The sequence below is a fragment of the Amycolatopsis suaedae genome, assembly GCF_004214935.1.
Lineage (GTDB): Bacteria > Actinomycetota > Actinomycetes > Mycobacteriales > Pseudonocardiaceae > Amycolatopsis > Amycolatopsis suaedae.
Genome location: NZ_SFCC01000009.1, coordinates 147737 through 167087, shown reverse-complemented (window position 1 = coordinate 167087; position 19351 = coordinate 147737). Strand labels below are relative to the sequence as shown.

General features: G+C 71.6%; 16 protein-coding genes and 1 pseudogene. 7 read left to right on the top strand and 10 right to left on the bottom strand.

Annotated features, from left to right (window positions below):
- Window positions 1–607: 607 nt before the first annotated feature.
- The 3 genes from EWH70_RS18945 to EWH70_RS18935 are packed head-to-tail and all read right to left on the bottom strand — an operon-like array spanning window position 608 to window position 4628.
- On the bottom strand, window positions 608–1888 hold the full coding sequence (locus tag EWH70_RS18945; protein WP_130476780.1) for an outer membrane protein assembly factor BamB family protein: 1281 nt from the start codon (window positions 1886–1888) through the stop codon (window positions 608–610).
- Entirely contained in the window at window positions 1885–3345 is a 1461-nt protein-coding gene (locus EWH70_RS18940) for a hypothetical protein (RefSeq protein WP_130476779.1), read from the bottom strand. The genes EWH70_RS18945 and EWH70_RS18940 overlap by 4 nt, the downstream gene beginning before the upstream one ends.
- Window positions 3342–4628 carry a PQQ-binding-like beta-propeller repeat protein gene (locus EWH70_RS18935; RefSeq protein WP_130476778.1) on the bottom strand — a complete coding sequence of 429 codons (1287 nt, stop codon included), beginning with the start codon at window positions 4626–4628 and terminating at the stop codon, window positions 3342–3344. Before EWH70_RS18935 ends, EWH70_RS18940 begins: the two co-directional genes overlap by 4 nt.
- A 597-nt stretch (window positions 4629–5225) precedes the next feature.
- On the opposite strand from EWH70_RS18935, the gene EWH70_RS18930 reads away from it, so the two are divergent.
- A complete protein-coding gene (locus EWH70_RS18930) occupies window positions 5226–6725 on the top strand; it encodes an MFS transporter (RefSeq protein ID WP_130476777.1) in 1500 nt (499 codons plus the stop codon).
- A 58-nt stretch (window positions 6726–6783) separates the two neighbouring features.
- Here the strand turns inward: EWH70_RS18930 and EWH70_RS18925 are convergent, their stop codons facing one another.
- Window positions 6784–7131 carry a VOC family protein gene (locus EWH70_RS18925; RefSeq protein ID WP_130476776.1) on the bottom strand — a complete coding sequence of 116 codons (348 nt, stop codon included), beginning with the start codon at window positions 7129–7131 and terminating at the stop codon, window positions 6784–6786.
- 80 nt (window positions 7132–7211) lie between these two features.
- On the opposite strand from EWH70_RS18925, the gene EWH70_RS18920 reads away from it, so the two are divergent.
- Complete coding sequence (locus tag EWH70_RS18920; protein WP_240687063.1) at window positions 7212–8177, top strand: methyltransferase; 966 nt, start codon at window positions 7212–7214, stop codon at window positions 8175–8177.
- On the opposite strand, the gene aztD is transcribed toward EWH70_RS18920, so the two are convergent.
- The 3 genes and pseudogenes from aztD to aztB form a co-directional block, all read right to left on the bottom strand.
- Complete coding sequence (aztD, locus tag EWH70_RS18915; protein WP_130476775.1) at window positions 8155–9315, bottom strand: zinc metallochaperone AztD; 1161 nt, start codon at window positions 9313–9315, stop codon at window positions 8155–8157. The genes EWH70_RS18920 and aztD overlap by 23 nt on opposite strands.
- Window positions 9316–9346: 31 nt before the next feature.
- Window positions 9347–10240 carry a zinc ABC transporter substrate-binding protein AztC gene (gene aztC, locus EWH70_RS18910; RefSeq protein ID WP_130476774.1) on the bottom strand — a complete coding sequence of 298 codons (894 nt, stop codon included), beginning with the start codon at window positions 10238–10240 and terminating at the stop codon, window positions 9347–9349.
- A 1145-nt stretch (window positions 10241–11385) separates the two neighbouring features.
- Window positions 11386–12195: pseudogene (aztB, locus tag EWH70_RS36210) on the bottom strand (zinc ABC transporter permease AztB); the annotation flags it as partial.
- Between the two features lie 47 nt (window positions 12196–12242).
- Here aztB and aztA point away from each other — a divergent pair.
- The gene (aztA, locus tag EWH70_RS18900; RefSeq protein WP_240687062.1) at window positions 12243–12935 is read left to right on the top strand and encodes a zinc ABC transporter ATP-binding protein AztA; all 693 of its coding nucleotides are present in this window, start codon (window positions 12243–12245) and stop codon (window positions 12933–12935) included.
- A 225-nt stretch (window positions 12936–13160) separates the two neighbouring features.
- Here the strand turns inward: aztA and EWH70_RS18895 are convergent, their stop codons facing one another.
- Genes EWH70_RS18895 through EWH70_RS18885 form a run of 3 tightly spaced genes read right to left on the bottom strand, consistent with a single transcriptional unit; the run spans window position 13161 to window position 15126 of the window.
- A complete protein-coding gene (locus EWH70_RS18895; RefSeq protein WP_130476772.1) occupies window positions 13161–13763 on the bottom strand; it encodes a response regulator transcription factor in 603 nt (200 codons plus the stop codon).
- Window positions 13760–14896, bottom strand: coding sequence for a sensor histidine kinase (locus tag EWH70_RS18890; RefSeq protein ID WP_130476771.1), 1137 nt, complete (start codon window positions 14894–14896; stop codon window positions 13760–13762). The genes EWH70_RS18895 and EWH70_RS18890 overlap by 4 nt, the downstream gene beginning before the upstream one ends.
- Window positions 14893–15126: a hypothetical protein gene (locus EWH70_RS18885; protein WP_130476770.1), complete on the bottom strand. Its 234-nt coding sequence runs from the start codon at window positions 15124–15126 to the stop codon at window positions 14893–14895. The genes EWH70_RS18890 and EWH70_RS18885 overlap by 4 nt, the downstream gene beginning before the upstream one ends.
- Before the next feature lie 131 nt (window positions 15127–15257).
- Between EWH70_RS18885 and EWH70_RS18880 the strand changes: the two genes are divergently transcribed.
- The 4 genes from EWH70_RS18880 to EWH70_RS18865 all read left to right on the top strand — a co-directional run bounded on the left by EWH70_RS18880 (window position 15258) and on the right by EWH70_RS18865 (window position 19320).
- Complete coding sequence (locus EWH70_RS18880; RefSeq protein WP_130476769.1) at window positions 15258–16142, top strand: ABC transporter ATP-binding protein; 885 nt, start codon at window positions 15258–15260, stop codon at window positions 16140–16142.
- A 28-nt stretch (window positions 16143–16170) separates the two neighbouring features.
- The gene (locus EWH70_RS18875) at window positions 16171–16890 is read left to right on the top strand and encodes an ABC transporter permease (protein ID WP_130476768.1); all 720 of its coding nucleotides are present in this window, start codon (window positions 16171–16173) and stop codon (window positions 16888–16890) included.
- 34 nt (window positions 16891–16924) lie between these two features.
- Window positions 16925–18367, top strand: coding sequence for an alpha/beta hydrolase (locus EWH70_RS18870; RefSeq protein ID WP_130476767.1), 1443 nt, complete (start codon window positions 16925–16927; stop codon window positions 18365–18367).
- Window positions 18368–18486: 119 nt separating this feature from the next.
- Entirely contained in the window at window positions 18487–19320 is an 834-nt protein-coding gene (locus EWH70_RS18865; RefSeq protein ID WP_130476766.1) for an alpha/beta fold hydrolase, read from the top strand.
- Window positions 19321–19351 lie beyond the last annotated feature (31 nt).

Sequence of the window (19351 nt, the reverse complement as noted above, 5' to 3'; positions counted from 1 at the left end):
GGCGGCCTCGGTCGCCGATCACCCAGCGCCGCGAGGAGAACCGAGCAGGCGTCCACCTTGGCGAAAGCGTGTCCGGGCGGCGGCGTGGGGGTGGCCATCCTGGCCACGGCGGCCGGTATCACCTTGCCCAGCTCGGCGCATCGTTCCGGTTTGACGCCGAGCATCCGCCCACTGAACTCGATGGCGTGCCTCGGCCCCACCGGCAACAGGTGAACGCAGTTGTAGATCGGCCGTTGCACATACACCACGGCGCCCGCCACTGTCCGGGTCAGCGACGTGTACCGGGTCCGCCTGTCCAGCGGCACACCCAGTTCGACCTTCAGCTCGCCGTAGCCGCCCGGTCGCTGGAGCGTGCAACCGTGCGGCCTCTCCCGTTCGCGTTCGGCTTCCGGACCGAACCCGGCTGCCACCGGATCCAGCAACACGCAGGGGTCCAGCCGCTTCAGCGCGGCGATGACCGCCGCGGTGTCCCGTGCCGGGGCGCTCGCGGTGGGTACGACCGGCGGATGGGCGGCGTCACCGGCGGCGGGCGGTGGCTTGTCCTCGCTGCCACACGCCGTCAACAGCAAGGCGGCCAGGGCGACGACCACGGCCCCGCGTCCGCCGGTCATTTCCGCACCAACCCGATCAACGACTCGTCGCCGTCCTGCACGATCACCCGGTCACCGACCCGCAGCAGGCGATCCCAGTTGGAGATCAGCGTGCGTTCGGGGTCGGCCAGGCCGTCGACGTCGATGTCCTGGTCGGCTTCGAGGTCGCCGGTGGCCAGTTCGTAGGCCGACATCGTCCGCTCCTCACCGCACACCAGCAGCGCTCCGTCCCACACCAGGCCGCCGCATCCGGCGTCCTCACCGTCCTCTGCCTGCCATTCCAGCTCTCCGGTGGATATCCGGATCGCGACCGGACGCCGCCCGGCACCGAGTGCGAACAGCAAGTCACCGCTGATCCGGATGTCCTGCGGCAGCTCCGTGACCGGCAACTGAAGCGACCTCGGCGCGCTGGCGGCGGTGAGCGGGTACACCGCCGTCTGCCGGAGCTGGGCGTCGTGGAAGGCCAACCGGAAGCCGGTCTCGTCCGGGCTTCCGGTGACGACTCCGCCACCGGAGACGTGCAGGAGCACCTGGCCCCGGCCGCTCGTGACCGGTCCGCGCTGGCGCACGGAGCCGTCCTCGATCGCACGCAGTTCGAGCACGGCCGAGTCCGAGCTGGTGGCGAACACAGGCTCGGCGCAGCCGATCCGGGTCGCGATCGCGTCCGCCCCGATCGCCGCGTCGACGAACCGGCAGTCATAGCCGTACGCGCTATCGCCCCAGTCGTTCACCGGTATCGTGTGTGTCCACTTCGGATCGCCGCCGGTCACCGGGTAGGCCATGATCGACCCGCCCACCACGACGACCACGCCGTCCGGCCGGCCCGCGATCACCATCCGCTCCCCCGGCGCTGGCGGGGCCGCGCCGACCCGCGTCCGCCAGGCCTCCCGGCCGTCCGGTTCGATCCGGGCGAGCGTGAGGCACTCGTCGTTGTCGTCCCGCAGGTTCAGGTACAGCGCGTCCGGGCCCTGCCCGAAGCCGCAGTATCGGTCCTCCGTGACCGGCATCCTCCACCTGAGGCCGCCGGTGGCCACGTCCAGCGCCACCAGCGCCTGCCGGTCGACCAGGACCACCACGTCACCGATCACCACCGGCACCGGGTTCCTGGGATCCTGCCCCGGTGTCGCGTTGTCGAGTGCCTGTCCGTCCAGCTCCCAGGCGACGTCGAAGCCCGACGGGGCGTCGCCACGGTCGAGCCAGCCGATCACCACCACGCCGAGCGCCACCACGACGGCCACCGCGGCCGCCAGCAGAACCACCGGTTTCGGCCGGCGGCTGTCCTCCACGAAGATCCTCATGGGAACGCCCTCGCCACGATGTCGGCCGCCAGCGCATCCTGTTTCTCGACCCCGGCGGTGTTCACGTTGCCCGGACCCGGCCCGGCGCCGCGCTCGGGCCGGATCCGGATACCGATCTTCAGCAGCCTGGCCGTACCCTCACCGCCGCCTTCGACCAGTGCCACGAGCCGGTCCGTCCCCAGCTCGCCGTCGCCGGCCCCGCGCAGGTACCCGGGACGGCCGGCGATCGTGACCGCCTGCCACGGCATGCCCGGCAATTCGCCCGCCTCGACCCGGACGGTGACCTCCCGGCGCAGGCTCGGTTCCACGAACACGCATCCGTCGGCATCCGTGAGCACCGGCCGTAACTCGGGACCGAGATGCGCCCGCACCGCTTCCGCTGCCAGCCCGCAGAGCACACCGGAGTCACCGGCCGCCGCGTTCACCAGCGCGACCGGGTCGTGTGGCGCGTACGGCTCCGGTGAAACCGGCTGGCAGGGCCGATCCGGCCGGACATCGGCACAGCCGCCCTCGCCGGGCAGGCCCGTCTGGCCCGGCGGGTAGGGCAACGGCTGGATCGGCGGCACGTCGGGTGGCGGTGCGTCCAGCAGCCGCATCACCTCTGCGGCCACGGTGTCCACCCGGTCGCAGGATGCGTGCAGTTCGACCGTGGCGAACGCCGTGGCCGCCGGTCCCTCGCTCCAGGCCACGGTGCACATGGGGTCGCGGCCGATCTCGACCAGGGTGCGTCCGCCTACCTGACGCGACGGGCGATCCGTGTGGACGCGCGCCGGGTCCTTGCCGTACGCCAGCTTCAGGCTGTTGCCGTAGATGTTTCCCTCCCCGCAACTGTGCAGTCCCTTCCTGCTTTCCTCGACCGCGGACCGGCCAAGGCCCGGGTCCCGCAGCGCGGCAGTGAGGACCGAGCAGGCGTCCACTGTGGACAGTCGGTCGCCGGGTGGTACCGGAGTGCCCAGCTTGGACAGTGCCACCGGCACCAGCCGGTCCAGCGCGGCGCACGGCTCGATCACGTCACGATCGGTGTCGGCCTCGAACCGGATGGCGTGCACCGGCCCCACAGGCAGCAGGTAGGCACAGCCTGTGCTCGGCCGGTCGACGTACACCACGTTGCCGGCCACGGTCCGGCGCGGCATGCCGTACCGGCTCATCCGGCTCAGCGGCGTACCCAGCGTGACGCCGAGGTCGCCGATCTCGCAGTTGTGCGGGGCAGGTCTGGTCCCCTCGCCCGGACGGCCGGGGATGCCAGCCGCAATCGGATCCAGCAACGCACAGGGATCCAGTCGTTTCAGCGCGGAGATCACCGCCGCGGTGTCCCGCACCGGCGTGCTCGCGGCGACCACGACGGGTGGATGTGCCGCGTCACCGAGGGCCTGCGCTGGTTCCTCATCACCGCCGCAGGCACCGAGCAGTACCACGGCCGCCAGGACGACAGCCGCCAGCCGATGTGTCCTCGTCATGCCCGCTCCAGACCGACGAGTGCCTTGTCGTCCAGCGCGACCACCCGGTCGCCCACCCGTATCATCCGGTTCCAGGTGAAGCTCGACGTCAACTCGTCGACGGTGCCGGTCACACCGTCGACCTCGATTCCCCCGGACTCCAGGTCACCGGTCGCCAGGTCATAGGCCGACAGCGACTTCTCAGGCCCGCAGGTCAGCAACGCCCCGTCCCACACCAGGCCACCGCAGCCTGCGTCGACACCGTCGTCGGCACGCCATTCCACCTGACCGGTGGAGATCCGGACCGCCACCGGACGCCGGTTGGCACCGAGCGCGATCAGCAGGTCCCCGCTGATCTCGACGTCCGGCTGCCTGGGCCCCCTCGGCCTGTGTTCCTCCAGACTCGCGGTACCGGCCGATGGAGGCACGCTGTGTGGATACACCGCCGTCTGCCTGAGCTGAGCGTCGAAGAAGGCCAGCCTCGCCCCCGTCGCGGACCAGCCCGTGGTGACGACTCCAGCACCGGAGGCATGCAGCAGCGCGTGATCCCTGATGCTCGTGACCGGGCCGCGGTGCCGCACGGCGCCGTCCTCGACGGCACGCAGTTCGAGCACGGCCGAGTTCTCACTGGCGGCGAACGCCGGTTCGGCGCAGCCGATCCGGGTGGCGATCGCGTCCACGCCGATCGCGGCGTCGACGAACCGGCATCCCCTGCCGTACTCGCTGTCGCCCCAGTCGTTCGCGGGTATCAGGTGTGTCCACTTCGGAGGACCCCCGGCCGCCGAGAAGGCCGTGATCATCCGGCCGGTCACGATGATCACGCCATCCGGGCGGGCGCCGATGGCCGCGGGCGTTTCCCACAACGTCCGGCCGTCCGGCGACTGCCGCTCCGGCAGCGCACCCTCGATGCGGGACCGCCAGGTCTCCCGGCCGTCCGGCCCGATCCTGACGAGCGTGCGGCACGGCCGTCCGGCCTCCGACTCCACGCGCAGGTTCAGGTACACCGCATCCGCACTCGCCGCCGAGCCGCAGTACTGCTCCGCCATGGTCGGCACCGTCCACCGGACACCGCCGGTGGCCACGTCGAGGGCCGTCAACGCGTCCGCGTCGGCCAGCACCAATGCGTCGCCGACCACCACCGGCGCCGAGTCGCCGGTGGCCTTTCCCGGCATCGGGTTCTGCCAGGCGACGTCGAAGCCGGACGGAGCGTCGCCACCGTCCAGCCGGCCGATCACCACCACACCGAGCGCGACCACCACGACAACCGCCGCGGCGAGCACCACCGGCTTACGCCTGCCCCACATAGCGGGGCACCCTGCCGTGCGGCCGAACGGGTGACAACACCTTTGCGTCAGGACGCAAACCCCGGGACCCCGCACCTGGTGCGGCGCCTCGCCCCCGGCCTGACCACGGGTTTCGCCACGGCGCAGAGGTGTTGCCCCGGCCGCGTCATCTCCTCCAGCCTGCTCACCCATCCGGGTTTCGGGTGCTGATCAGAGTTCCAACCTCGGGCTCAGCCAGCCGGCACGGGGTCCACCCCCAGCTGATCGAGGCCGTACGCGAAGGACTGAAGGACGCGAAGAAGTTCTTCACGAACACCGCGAAGGCAAGGCGTTCAGCGAGAACCCGGTCACGGGGCTCCCGGTCGCCGGTCGCAACCCCGCGCAGAAGACGATCGAGGAGATCGGCGGCGAATGGGAACTCGACCGCCCTCGACGTGGCACCGCCACCGCCGCCACCCGTGGACCGGCCGGATTCGGGCAGGCCCCAGCGGGCGCGCTGGGAGCGGCGGAGGCGCGGGCCGCGAACTGATCGGAGAAGTTTCCGGGAACCGTGTCGATCTGCCGCCGGGCCGTTCGACGTGTCAGTGACAAGCGATCACGGACACGGGGACGGACACGATGAACACGGAGACGACGACACGGGCCGGGCGCCGCGAGTGGACCGGGCTGGCGGTGCTGGCCCTGCCGACGCTGCTCCTCTCGCTGGACATGAGCGTGCTGCACCTCGCGGTGCCACATCTGGCCGCTGACCTGCGGCCCAGCGGCAGCGAGCTGCTGTGGATCATCGACATCTACGGCTTCATGATCGCCGGGTTCCTGGTCACCATGGGCACGCTCGGCGACCGGATCGGGCGGCGCAAGCTGCTGATGATCGGCGGCGCCGCGTTCGGGGTCGCCTCGATCGCGGCGGCGTTCGCCGCCAGCCCGGCCATGCTGATCGGCGCGCGGGCGGCACTCGGGATCGCCGGGGCGACGCTGATGCCGTCGACGCTGGCCCTGATCAGCAACATGTTCACCGACGCCAAGCAGCGCGGCACGGCGATCGCCATCTGGATGAGCTGCTTCATGGGCGGCATGGTCGTCGGCCCGGTGGTCGGCGGGGTGCTGCTGGAGGTCGCGCACTGGGGTGCGGTGTTCCTGCTGGCCGTCCCGGTCATGGTCCTGCTGCTGGTCACCGCCCCGAAGCTGCTGCCGGAGTACCGCGACGAGCAGGCAGGCAGGCTGGACCTGGCCAGCGTGGCGCTGTCGCTGGGCGCGATCCTGCCGATCGTCTTCGCGCTGAAGGAGCTGGCCGCCGACGGCCCGGGCACGCTCAACATCGCCGCGCTGATCGCCGGTGTCGCCGTCGGCGCGGTGTTCGTGCGACGGCAGCGGGTGCTGGAGCACCCCATGCTGGACCTGGCGCTGTTCCGCAACCAGAAGTTCTCCGCCGCGCTGGGCATCGTGCTGGTCGGCGCGCTCACCATGGGTGGTGTCTTCCTGCTGGTCAGCCAGTACCTGCAGCTGGTCGAGGGCCTGTCCGCGGTGCAGGCGGCGTTCGCCATGCTGCCGCAGGCCGGTGCGGTGGTCGTCGGGTCGCTGATCGCGCCCAGGCTCGCCCGGCGGTTCCGGCCGGAGTTCGTGCTCGGGTTCGGCATGCTGATCGCCGCCGCCGGCATCCTGCTGTTCACCCGCATCGACGCCGGTAACGGGCTGGTGCTGCTGGTGCTCGGCATGTCGGTGGCGTCGTTCGGGATGGGCCCGCAGGGCGTGCTGTGCACGGAGATGGTCATCGGCTCGGTGCCGCCGAGGAAGGCGGGCGCGGCCTCGGCCATGTCGGAGACCACCGCCGAGTTCGGCATCGCCATGGGAATCGCGGTGTTCGGCAGCATCGGCACCGCCGTCTACCGGTCCGAGGTGGACTTCCCGGCCGGCGTCCCCGGGGAGGCCAGGGAGAGCCTCGCCGGTGCGGTGACGCTGGGCGACCAGTCGCTGCTGGCCCCGGCGCGGGAGGCGTTCACCAGCGGTATGCACACCGTCGCCGCGATCGGCGCGGCCGTCGTGGTGGTGTTCGCGCTGGTCGGCATGACCGCCCTGCGCAGCAGGCGCCAGCCGGAACGCGAGCTGGTCGCGGCGTAATGCGCGTGAAGGCCACCTTCATTACGTCTCACGTGGTGAAGGTGGCCTTCACGTGCTGTCAGCCGTCGGCGGGCGCCTGCGCGAGGGACAGGCTGTTGCCGTCCGGGTCCAGGATGTCCACGTGCCGCACCCCGTTGCCGTAGGTCTCCACCGGTTCGTGCGCGATCCCGTGCTCGTCGAGGCGGGCCAGGATGGCGTCGAGATCGGTCACGCCGAACGTGATCATCGCGCCGCCCACCCGCGCGGACCGCACCTCGCGGTCGTCGACGACCAGCCAGGCGTTCTCACCGACCTGCCACAGGTACTCCTCGCCGATGATCTCGTCGGCCGGCTTGCCGAAGAACACCTCGTACCACTTCACCGACCTGGCCCGGTCGGTCACGCACATGACGCTGTAGAGGTCCACCCGGACCACTCCTCTCGATCGCTTCCGCACCATCGGACCGGTCCCACTGCCGGAACTCATCGGCGCGATAGCCTCGCGGCGTGAACCGGAAATCGATCATGGCACTGGCCGACCTGGCGACCCCCATGGCGATCCGGGTGGCCGCGACACTGGGGCTCGGTGAACTGTCCGGGACCGCGGACGAACTCGCCACCGCGACCGGCGCCCACTCCCCCGCACTGCGGCGGCTGCTCGACCACCTGGTGACCGCCGGGGTGTTCGAGGCCGAGTCCGGCCACTACCGGCCGACCGAACTCGGCGCTCAGCTGACCGAGTTCCGGCCACTGCTCGACATCAACCGGGCGGGCGGCCGCGCCGAGCTGGCGTTCGTCGAGTTGCTGGAGACCATCACCACCGGCGCCCCTGCCTACCCGCGCCGGTACGGCCACGACTTCTGGACCGACATCGACGCCGACCCGGAGCTGCGGCGCTCGTTCGACGCCCAGATGACCTGGCGCTTCACCGAGCAGGCACCGCAGATCGCCACGCGGCTGGACTGGAGCCGCTTCACCCGGCTCCTCGACCTCGGCGGCGGCGACGGGATGCTGCTGGAGCGGATCCTGCTCGCCCACCCCGGCCTGCGCGGCCGCGTCCTGGACGTGCCCGCGTCGGCGAGCGCTGCCACCCGCCGGTTCGCCGCGGCCGGACTGGGCGAGCGCGCCGACGCCGTCGCGGGCAGCTTCTTCGACCCGCTGCCCACGGGATTCGACGCCTTCCTGCTCTCGGACATCCTGCACGACTGGGACGACGCGGCCGTCCGCGCGATCCTCACCCGCTGCCGCGAGGCCGCCACGCCGGAGGCCACCGTGGTGGTGATCGAACCGCTGCGCGACGTGGGCACGGCCATGGACCTGCACATGCTGATGTGCTTCGGCGGCAGCGAGCGGACCGCGGCGGAGCTGACCGGGCTGGCCGCCGACGCCGGACTCGAACTCCGCCGCTCGGGTCCGGTGTCGGACGGCCGTACCGCACTGGAGTTCGGCGTCAGCCAGGCAGGACCCCGCTGACCTCGTTGGGTGCCGCGGGCAGCGTGCCGGTGGCGGTCTTGTTGCCGGTGGCCAGGTCGACGGCGTGGATCTGCTTGGTGTTCGGGTCGGTGACGTAGGCGGTCGCGCCACGCACGAAGATCGCCGGACGGGCCTGCTGCCACTCCAGCGGCTCCTGCCACGCACCGGTGACCGGGATCCGGCGGGTGACCGTGCCCGCGGCGGGGTCGATCACGTGGATCTGCCCGTCGGTGCCCAGCACGAGTGCCTCACCCTGCGGCCCGCGCGCCAGCGAGCGGAACGTGTAGCTGGTGCCGATGTCGACGTGACGCAGCGACGCGTCGCGGGTGTCGATCAATGAGACCCTGGTCGGCCGCTCCAGCTCGGCGTCCTTGTCCACCTTGTAGTCGCCGAGGGTGATCGGCGAGGAGTCGGAACCGGCCTGGTTGCCGATGCGGCCGTACGGGTCCGGGCTGCTGACCTTGGTGATCTTGCCGTCGCGGTAGATCAGGGCACCGGTCTCGCAGCCGATCACCACGGCCTCGCCCTGTGCGGTCGCCTCGCCGTGCACGCCGGGGCACTGCTCGTTGCGGGCGATCTCCTTGCCCGCCTTGTCGAGCACCACGATGCCGGGCCGGGCGTCCTCGTTGCCGACGGTGGTGACCAGCTCGCCACCGGCCAGTTCGACGGCGACGCCGTGGTGGGGCTGCGGCGTCCGGTGCTGCCGCGACGGTGCCGCGCCGCTGCCCAGGGCACGCGGGTCGAGCACGGTCACGTCGCCGGTGCCGTCGGCGAACAGCACGGTCCTGCCCGCGTGCCGCACGACGTGGCCCGGCTTGGCGGCAGCGAACTCGGTCTCGGTCAGCGTCGCGCCGGCGGCGTCGAGCACCCGGAACCCGGACGACGTCGACACCAGCACGTGCCGGTCGTCGCCTGCCGCGTTGAGCCGGTTGAACCCCGGCAGCGGAATGTCCTTGGCGACCTGGAGGGTCTTGCCGTCGAGCACGTAGATGCCGCCGTCGTAGGTGACGGTGACCGGCTCGGCGACCGTGGCACGGGCGGGCGCGGCGGCGTTGGTCCCGGACGGTTCGCCACCGCACGCCGTCATCACCAGGGCCGCCGCGGTGAGCGCGGCGGCCAGCGGGAACGGCTTCAGCATGGGTTGCACCTTTCGTTGTTCCGGTGGGGAATCAGGGACGGCTCAGGCCGTTGGCGATCGCCTCGGTGTTGGCGCGCATCATCTCCAGGTAGGTGCCCGCGCCCTGGCCGGGTTCGCTCAGCGACTCGGAGAACAACGCGACGACGGCCACGTGCAGGCCGGCCTGCTCGGCGAGCACGCGGGCGAGCCGGTCGGGCTGGGAGGAGTCCGCGAAGATCGCCGGGACACCCGCCGCGCGGACCGCGCCCGCGAGCGCGTTCAGGTCCGACGCGCTCGGCGAGGCGAGCGTGGTGCCGCTCGGGATCACGGCGCCGATCACCTGGAAGCCGAAGCGCTGGGCGAGGTAGCCGAACACGTGGTGGTTGGTGACCAGCTTGCGGCGCTGCGGCGGAATCCGCCCGAAGCGCTCGCTCATCATGGCCTCGAGCGCGTCGATCTCGCCGCGCAGCCGGCCCGCGTTGCCGCGCACCACCGCCTCGTCGACGCCGGCGTGGGCGATCACCTGCTCGGTGATGGCGTCGACGGCCGTCCGCATGCGTGCCGGGTCGGTCCAGAAGTGCGGATCGGGCTGGCCTTCGGCGTACTGGATCGGGTCGGCCCGCTCCCCCGCCGCCAGCGTGGGGACGCCCGCCTGCCCTGCGGCCTGGACGTGCCGCAGCACGCCCTCCTCCAGCCCGAGTCCGTTGTAGACGATCAGCGCGGCGCGTTCGAGGTCGGCGGCCTGCTGCGCGGAAACGCCGAACGAGTGCGGGTCGGCGTTGGGTTTCATCAGCACGGTGACGGCGGCCTGGTCGCCGACGATGGTGCGGGTGATGTCGCCGAGAATATTTGTCGTCACGACGACACCACCCCGGTCCCGGCTGCCGGAGCAACCGGCGGCCAGCAGGACGACGGCCAGCAGCAACGCGGCGATGCGGCGGGTCATCGGCCGGTCTCCACCATGTGGCTGGCCTTGCCGGGGACGGTGAACGTCCTGGCGCGGCGCAGGTTGTCGTTGTAGTCGATCTCGTACAGCTCGCCCGAGCCCGGGTTGTTGACGTAGGCGCGGGTGGTGTCGACCTGGATCACCGCGCCCCCGGTCGCGTCGGGCGGCAGCAGCGGGGCGGCAGCCCGTTCGGCTCCGGTGGCGGCGTCACGTGCGCGCAGCACGCCGTCCCGGCCCAGGACCAGCAGCGGCGCGCCCTCGCCGACGACGTTGACGGCCGCGACCGGGCCGGTGTCGTGGTGGTGCCAGGTGCGGCGGGCGACGTCGAGGACCCACACGCCGCGCTCCCCCGACTTCGCGGCGAGCGTCGTGCTGCCCGGCCGGTGGGTGAACGCGGTGGCCCGCTCGCCGGGGCCGGGGTAGGGGATCTTCTCCCCGCGGAAGGCGCCGCCTTCCTCGGTGACCAGCAGCGCCCCGTCGGCGCAGCCGAACACCACGCCGCGCCGTGTCGACGCGTGCCCCTCCAGCCGGGGACACGGCTGGTCGATCGCGGCGACCGGGCGGCCCTGCCGGTCGTGCACGCGGACACCGTCGGGCTCGGAGGCGAGGATGTGCTCGTGGTAGGGCACGGCCGCGCCCTGGTGCGGGGCGCGGGTGATCCGGCCGGTCTCGACGATCGCGCCCGCGTCCAGCCGGGCCCGGTCGAGCAGGACGGTGGTGCCGTCGGGGAAGGACAGCGCCGTCACCGCGGGGTCGCTGTGCACCGCCGACGGCACCGGTCCGGCCACCGGGCCGACCGCGCGTACCGGTGCGCGGTAGTAGTGCACGTGGTCGCCGTGGTCGACCATCCAGGAACCGCTGTCGACGATGCCGACCGACCCGTTCCCGGCGAGGTAGCCGAACCGGCCGTCGCCCGCGGCGGCCCGCACGCCCTCGACCCGGCCGGCGGGTGTCACCTGCTCGGTGATCAGGTCGACGACGCGGACCTCGCCGGTCGCGGCGTCGGCGACGACCAGCCGGGACTGTGCCTCGGCGGTTTCCTCGGCCCCCTCGACGTAGCCGTGCGGGACGTCGGCGACCGGCGGTGGCGGCTGGGCGCAGGAGGCCACCAGCAGGCCCGTGGCGAGCAGGGCGCGGCGTGGCCACCGCCGGAGCGCGGAGGCCAGTGCGGAGAGGAAGAACAGCAGTACCGCGACGGCGGCGATGGTCGCGCCGGCGGCGGTCCCCCAGTGCCACGACACGATCAGCCCGGTCAGCGTCGCGACGGCGCCGAACACCGCGGCCAGCGCCATGATCGCCGGAATCCGCTTGGCCCAGAACGTCGCGGCCGCGGCCGGTGCGATGAGCAGGCCGAACACCAGCAGGGTCCCCACCACCCGGAACGACGCGACGATGGTCAGCGTGACCAGGCCGAGCAGCAGCGCGTTGGCCAGTCCGGGCCGCAGGCCCAGGGTCCGTGCCTTGCGGGTGTCGAAGGACAGGGCAACGAAGTAGCGGTGCCCCAGCAACGACACGGTGGCGACGACGGCGAGCGTCACCGCGAGGCCGATCAGGTCGCCGGGGCCCACCGCGAGGACGTCGCCGAAGAGGAACCCGGTCAGGTCGACGGCGAACGACCGGGAGTGCGACACGATGATCACCCCGGCCGCGAGCATGCCGACGAACAGCAGGCCGATGCTGGTGTCCTGGGACAGGCGCCGGGAGCGGGTCAGCGCGGTGACCCCGGCCGCCATCACCCCGGCACTCAGCGCGGCGCCGACCAGCAGGTTCCCGCCGGCCAGCGACGCGATGGCGACGCCGGGCAGCAGGCCGTGCGACATCGCGTCGCCGATGAAGGCCATCCCGCGCAGGACGACCCAGGTGCCCACCAGCGCGCACGCCGCGGACACCAGCAGGCCGGCCAGGGCGGCGCGTTGCACGAAGGACACCTCGAAGGGGAGCAGCAGCCAGTCCACGTCGGCACTATAATGGAAATGGTTGTCATTTTACTAAGGAGTTGTCTGTGAACGCCGTCGCACTGCGCGCGCTGACCGCCGCCTACGGCCTGCACGGGATCACCGCGACGGCACCCGCCGAGCGGATCACCGCGGTGGTCGGCGCGAACGGGGCGGGGAAGTCGACGTTGCTCGGCGTGATCGCCGGCGTCCTGCCGGTGGTGTCGGGATCCGTCGAGGTCGCCTGTGCCCGGCCGGCGCTGGTGACGCAGCACAGCGAGGTCTCCGGCACCCTGCCGCTCACCGTGCGCGCCGCGGTCTCGATGGGGCGCTGGGCACACCGGGGCCCGTGGCGCCGTCTGTCCACTGAGGACCGCCGGATCGTCGCGGAGTGCATGGAGCGGCTGGAGATCGGCGACCTCGCCGGGCGGCAGCTGGGCACGTTGTCCGGCGGGCAGCGGCAGCGGGCGCTGGTCGCGCAGGGGCTGGCCCAGCGCGCGAGCCTGCTGCTGCTCGACGAACCCGCCGCGGGGCTGGACCTGGCCGCGCGGCGGCTGATCGACGACGCACTCGCCGCGGCCCGTGCCGACGGGGTCACCATCCTGCGGGTGACGCACGACCTGGCCGTCGCCGAGGCGGCCGACCACTGCCTGCTGCTGCGTGACGGCAGGCTGGTCGCCGCCGGCCCGCCGGAGGAGGTGCTGACCCAGGACAACGTCAGCACGGCCTGGGGTGTCCCCCGCCTGACGGCGCGGGCCTGACGCCGGAAGGCACCTGAAGGTGGCCTTCATGCGCTTCCCGGCCCGGGTCTCGCCGCCTCGGCGAGCACAGCGTGCACAACAGGCACAACGGGCTCAGCAGTCCCACCGGCCACCACGAACGAGACCCTCGCGCGCCGGGCACAAGCACGTGAAGGCCACCTTCACCACATGAGACGTAATGAAGGTGGCCTTCACGAGTTTCGGGCTTCGCGCGGGCCTGACGGGCTACAGCCAGTCGTGCTCGCGGGCGTAGCGGGCCGCCTCGTGGCGGGTCCGCGTCTGCGTCTTCTGCATGGCGCTGGACAGGTAGTTGCGCACCGTCCCCTCGGCCAGGTGCAGCCGGGCGGCGATGTCGGCGGCCGAGTAGCCGTCGCGGGTCGCGCGCAGCACGTCGAGCTCGCGGTCGGTGAGCGGGCAGTCGTCGACGACGGCCAGCGCGGAGACGTCCGGGTCGATCCACCGCTTCCCCCGGTGCAGGGTGGTGATGACCTCGGCGATGTGCCCGGGCTCGGCGGACTTGCTGACGAAGCCCTGCACGCCCAGCTTCAACGCCTTGCGCAGCACACCGGGCCGGGCATGCCGGGTCAGCATCAGGATCACCTGGCCCGGCCGTTCTTCCCGGATCCGCGTGACGGCGCCCAGCCCGTCGACGCCGGGCATCTCCAGGTCGACGACGAGCACGTCGGGCTCGTGCCGCAGGGTGGCCTCGACGGCCTGGGCACCGTCCTCCGCCTCGGCCAGCACGGTGATCTCGCCCTCCAGCGGGAGCAGTGCCGCCATCGCCTTGCGCAGCAGGGCCTCGTCGTCGGCGAGCACCACGGTGATCATCGGCCGCCACCCTCGCGCGGGAACACCGCGGCCGTGGTGAACCGCCCGTCCTTCTGCTCCACGGTCAGCTCGCCTCCGTTATCCGCCAGCCGGTGCGACAGCGTAGCCAGGCCCCGCAGTTCGGGCGGCTCACCGTCCCGGGCGCCGTCGTTCATGATGGTGATTCCCGACTCGGACAACGTGATCCGCACCTGCGCGGCCTGCGCGTGCCGCAGGATGTTCGTCGTCGTCTCCCGCAGGACCTGGCCGAGCAGCTCGCTCGCGCCCGTCCCGGCCTCGGCCTCGCGGTAGACCCGCACGCGGATTCCGGCCGCCTCGAACAGGTTCTTCGCGTTCTCCAGTTCCGCGGACAGGTTGAGCCGCCGCTGCGCGTAGACCAGTTCCTTGGTCTGGGTGATGGTGTCGGCGACCAGGGTGTGTACCTCGCGCAGTTCCTCCTCGACCCGCTCGGTGTCGCCGCGCACCAGCTTCTGGGCCAGGGCCACCTTCAGCTTCACCACGTGCAGCGTGTGCCCCTGGATGTCGTGCAGGTCGCTGGCGAACCGGATGCGCTCGCGGGCGACAGCCAGTTCCGCCTCGTGTTCGCGCGCGGCGTCCACTTCGGCGAGCAGGTCGTAGAACACCTTGCTGGCGAACATGAATCCGATCGTCACGACGGCGACCACGGAGGGAATGGCGACCCACCGGACCAGCACGGAGACGACGCCCTCGTCCGACACCAGCAGCCGCAGCGCACCCACCCCGCCGACGTAGGCGACCAGTACGACCGACGCCACGCCGCGCAGCCGCGGCAGGTACGGGATGATGAGCGGGCCCACGATGTTGAGGCCGTAGAACGACGATCCTGCGTCGAGCACCAGCACCCCGGCCGGCCACACGATCGCGCCGACGACGAGGCACGGGAGCGCGACCCGGCGGAAGTCGCTGCTCGCCCACCGGGTCATGGCCACCAGGCCGGCCAGCGCACCCATGCTCAGCACGACCGCGCCCCACCACGTCCTGGCGTCGATCACGACCAGCAGGGCACCCACCCCGACCAGGGGCGGGACCATCATGATCAGGTTCAGCCTGCGCAGCCGCCCCCTCGTCCTGGCGTGACCGGCCAGCTCCGGGGTCGCTCCCCAGTGGGTCATTCGTCCTCACCGGACTGCTGGAGCGCCCGGCTGATCAGCGGGGTGGCCAGCGCGCCGCTGACGGACATCAGCACGGCGACCCACAACAGCCACTGGTTGTCCTCCAGCCAGGCCCCGACGTCGCCGGGGATGATCCCGGCGTCCAGGTGGTGCAGGAGGTACACCACACAGACCAGCAGGAAGACGGTCATGTTGACCGCCAGCAGCACGCGCACGGGCCCGGTGTTCATGCGGACAGTATTCGGCCACCGCGCCGGTGACGCCAGTGACGTCACGTCATGTCCTCCGTGCGGGAATGTCACCCCGAACCGATGACGTCGCCACACTGCCGGACAGCGGCGGCAGCGGCTGGAATTACCGCATGCCCACTACACCAGTCATCGACGTCGAGCGCCTGAACGTGTCCTATGGGGACTTCCACGCCGTGAAGGACCTGTCCTTCCAGGTCCACGCCGGGGAGCTGTACGCCCTGCTCGGCACGAACGGAGCAGGCAAGACCTCCACCCTGGAGACCATCGAGGGGCACCGCACCGCCACCTCGGGCACCGTGCGGGTCTTCGGCCAGAGCCCGCGGGACCGGCACTCCGTACGGCCGCGCATGGGGATCATGCTGCAGGAGAGCGGCTTCTCCCCGGACCTGACGGTGCGGGAGTCGGTCCGGCTGGTCGGCGCGCTCACCCGCCGCGCGGACCGGGTCGAGCGGGTGCTCGACGTCGTCGGCCTCACCCGCAAGGCGTCCACCAAGGTGTCCCAGCTCTCCGGCGGCGAGAAGCGGCGGCTGGACTTCGCCACCGCCGTCTACGGCACGCCGGAACTGGTGTTCCTGGACGAGCCCACCACCGGCCTGGACATCCAGTCCAGGGACGCGCTGTGGGACGCCGTGGACCGGCTGCGCGAGGACGGCACCACCGTCGTGCTGACCACGCACTACCTGGAGGAGGCCCAGCAGCGGGCCGACCGCATCGGGTTGATGCACAAGGGCACCTTCCACCGGGAAGGCACCGTCTCCGAGCTGACGCGCACCCTGCCGGCCACCATCCGCTTCACCCTGCCGACGCCCGCGCCCGCGCTGCCGCTGCAGGCCACACGGGAGAGCGACGGGCGCTTCCTGATCGAGACGTTCACGCTGCCGAAGGACCTCTACACCCTGCTCGGCTGGGCGCAGGACAACGCCCTGGAACTGCTGGACCTGGAGGCGGGCCCGACCCGGCTCGACGACGTCTTCCGCTCCATCGACAGCCACTGACCTCCACGCACGAAAGGGACCTACCTCCATGTTGCCGATCGCTCTCAGTGAGCTGATTCAGATCTTCCGGAACCGGCTGGTTCTGGTCACCAGCCTGGTGCTGCCCGCCGGCATCAGCGCGTTGTTCATCTACCAGCACGAGACGTTCGCCAAGGTCGGCAGCCTCGGCTACATCGCGGCGATGGTGATGTTCATGGTCGGGGCGTTCGGGCTCTACACCACCGCCGTGACGACGCTGGCCTCGCGCAGGCAGAACCTGTTCCTCAAGCGGCTGCGCTCGACTGCGGCCGGCGACGTCTCCGTCCTTTCCGGACTGCTGCTTCCGGTGTCGGTGCTGGCGCTGATCCAGCTGGCCGTGATCCTGACCGTGCTGGCCGTCGTCGCGGGCAGCCCCGCCGACGTCGTGTTGCTGGTCATCGCGGTGGTCGCCACGCTGGCCATGATGCTCGGCCTCGGGCTGGCCACGGCGGGCCTGACCAACTCCCCCGAGCACGCCCAGGTCACCACCCTGCCGGTCAGCCTCGGCGTCATCGGTGTGTCCACCTGGATCGGCATCACCGGAACCGAGGACCTCCAGCTGCTCAAGCGGCTACTGCCCGGCGGCTCCGCCACCGAGCTTATGCTCAACGCCTGGAACGGCGGAATGTCGTTCACCGAGTCGCTGCCCCTGCTCGGCCCGACGCTGGCCTGGGTCGTCGTCGCGGTGGCGCTGGCCGCGAAGCTCTTCCGCTGGGAACCGCGCCGCTGATCAGAGTCCACTGCAGACAATGAGGAGCATGGCAATGCGAAAGTCCGTACTGACCGTTCTCGCCGCCGTGCTGGTGGCCGCGCCGGTCCCCGCGTCGGCCGCGACACCGGGCACCCTGCGCTGGGGACCGTGCCCGGAGGACGTCACCGGCGCCGGCCTGGAGTGCGCGACGCTCGACGTCCCGCTGGACTACCGCGACCCCGGCGGGGAGACGATCGAGATCGCGGTGTCGCGCCTGCCCAGCGCGAACCCGGGCAAGCGCCGGGGTGTGCTGCTGACCAACTCCGGCGGCCCGGGCGGGCCGGGTCTGAGCTTCCCCGCCGACCTGAAGAAGGTGGGCCTGCCGCAGAGCGTGCTGGACAGCTACGACGTGATCGGCATGGACCCGCGCGGCGTCGGTCACAGCACACCGGTGACCTGCGACCTGGAGCCCGGACAGTACTTCACCAACATCCCGCTGTACGCGCGGAACGCGGCCGACGTCGCCCAGCGGGCCGAGGAGACGGCCGCCGTGGCCGGACAGTGCGCAGCGTCGGCGACGGCGAGGCTCCTGCCGCACATCACCACGGCCAACACCGCGCGGGACCTGGACCGGGTCCGCGAAGCACTCGGCGAGTCGACGACGTCGTACTTCGGGCACTCCTACGGCACCTACCTCGGCGCTGTGTACGCGACGCTGTTCCCGCACCGCGCCGACCGGATCCTCCTCGACAGCGCGACCGGCCCCGGCGGCTGGGACGCCGAGTTCGCCCGGCTGTTCGGCCGTGGCATGGAGGACCGGTTCCCTGACTTCGCCCGCTTCGCCGCCGCCCGTCCCGAATACGGCCTCGGCCGCACGCCGGCGCAGGTGCGGGCGAAGTACTTCGACATCGCCACGCGGCTGGACGCCAAGCCGAGCCCGGAGGGCGTCAACGGCCAGTTGTTCCGCCAGCTCACCTTCGCCAAGTTCTACTTCGACCGGGAATTCCCCGCGCTGGCGGCGATCTGGCAGGCCCTCGACACGGGAAAGCCGATGCCGCCACCCGCCGGGGCACGGGGCGGGCAGCAGCCGGACGACAACTACCTGGCCAGCCAGCTGCATGTGATCTGCAACGACTCGGACTGGCCGGAGTCGGTCCGGACCTACCAGCTGGGCGTCACGATCGACCGGGTCCGGCACCCGCTGTTCGGCGGGGCTGCCGCCAACATCACCCCGTGTGCCGCCTGGCCGTCCGAGCCCGTCGAACCGCCGGTGAGGATCACCGCCCGCGGACCGTCGAACGTGCTGATCACGCAGAACCTGCGGGACCCGGCCACTCCGCTGGCCGGTGCCCGCGAGCTGCGGGCGGCACTGGGTGAGCGCGCCCGGATGATCACCGCCGACCAGGGCGGGCACCTCGGCTACCTGTTCCTGGACAACCCCTGCCTCGACGAGAGGGCGACCGAGTTTCTCGTCACCGGGCGGCGTCCGCCGCGCGATCTCGCCTGCGGTCCCTGACCGGAAGGGAAGCCAAGGTCCTGAGACCCACGCCACTACCGGAATAGCCGGGGCGCCGCGCCGGTTCCACCCGACAGTGGAGAACGATCGTTCTCCCAGTCGAGAAACGGGGTCCAGCAATGCCATTCATCACCGTCGGGTCGGAGAACAGCACCAACATCGACCTCTACTACGAGGACCACGGCACGGGTCAGCCGGTCGTGCTCATCCACGGGTACCCCCTCGACGGGCACTCCTGGGAGAAGCAGAGTGCCGCGCTCCTGGCCGCCGGCTACCGCGTCATCACCTACGACCGCCGCGGTTTCGGCAGGTCCAGCCAGCCGACCACCGGCTACGACTACGACACCTTCGCCGCCGACCTGAAGGTCGTGCTGGACACGCTGGACCTGACCGACGTCGTGCTGGTCGGGTTCTCGATGGGCACCGGTGAGGTGGGCCGCTACCTGGGCACCTACGGCTCGGCACGGGTCGCCAAGGCGGCGTTCCTCGCGTCGCTGGAACCGTTCCTGCTCAAGACCGGCGACAACCCGGCAGGCGTGCCGCAGGAGGTGTTCGACGGCATCACCGCCGCCGTCACCGCCGACCGCTACGCCTACTTCACCCAGTTCTACAGGGACTTCTACAACACCGACGAGACACTTGGCAGCCGGCTGTCCGAGGAAGCGCTGCGCAACAGCTGGAACGTCGCCGCCGGTGCGTCCTGGTTCGCCTCCAGCGCGGTGGTGCCGACCTGGCTGACGGACTTCCGCGACGACCTGCCCCGGATCGACGTCCCCGCGCTGATCCTGCACGGCACCGGCGACCGGATCCTGCCGATCGACGCCACCGCCCGGCCGTTCCACCAGCGGGTTCCCCAGGCGACCTACGTCGAGATCGACGGCGCACCACACGGCCTGCTCTGGACGCACGCCGACGAGGTCAACGAGGCACTGCTGGCCTTCCTGGCCGGCTGACCGCGCCACCCGGCTCGCGATAGGGTGTGGC

Coding starts and splice junctions, on each gene's coding strand:
- EWH70_RS18945 (WP_130476780.1), bottom strand. CDS start 1,888: ATGAGGATCTTCGTGGAGGACAGCCGCCGGCCGAAACCGGTGGTTCTG.
- EWH70_RS18870 (WP_130476767.1), top strand. CDS start 16,925: ATGCGAAAGTCCGTACTGACCGTTCTCGCCGCCGTGCTGGTGGCCGCG.
- EWH70_RS18865 (WP_130476766.1), top strand. CDS start 18,487: ATGCCATTCATCACCGTCGGGTCGGAGAACAGCACCAACATCGACCTC.
- EWH70_RS18875 (WP_130476768.1), top strand. CDS start 16,171: ATGTTGCCGATCGCTCTCAGTGAGCTGATTCAGATCTTCCGGAACCGG.
- EWH70_RS18935 (WP_130476778.1), bottom strand. CDS start 4,628: ATGTGGGGCAGGCGTAAGCCGGTGGTGCTCGCCGCGGCGGTTGTCGTG.
- EWH70_RS18895 (WP_130476772.1), bottom strand. CDS start 13,763: ATGATCACCGTGGTGCTCGCCGACGACGAGGCCCTGCTGCGCAAGGCG.
- EWH70_RS18930 (WP_130476777.1), top strand. CDS start 5,226: ATGAACACGGAGACGACGACACGGGCCGGGCGCCGCGAGTGGACCGGG.
- EWH70_RS18890 (WP_130476771.1), bottom strand. CDS start 14,896: ATGACCCACTGGGGAGCGACCCCGGAGCTGGCCGGTCACGCCAGGACG.
- EWH70_RS18880 (WP_130476769.1), top strand. CDS start 15,258: ATGCCCACTACACCAGTCATCGACGTCGAGCGCCTGAACGTGTCCTAT.
- aztC (WP_130476774.1), bottom strand. CDS start 10,240: ATGACCCGCCGCATCGCCGCGTTGCTGCTGGCCGTCGTCCTGCTGGCC.
- EWH70_RS18940 (WP_130476779.1), bottom strand. CDS start 3,345: ATGACGAGGACACATCGGCTGGCGGCTGTCGTCCTGGCGGCCGTGGTA.
- aztD (WP_130476775.1), bottom strand. CDS start 9,315: ATGCTGAAGCCGTTCCCGCTGGCCGCCGCGCTCACCGCGGCGGCCCTG.
- EWH70_RS18885 (WP_130476770.1), bottom strand. CDS start 15,126: ATGAACACCGGGCCCGTGCGCGTGCTGCTGGCGGTCAACATGACCGTC.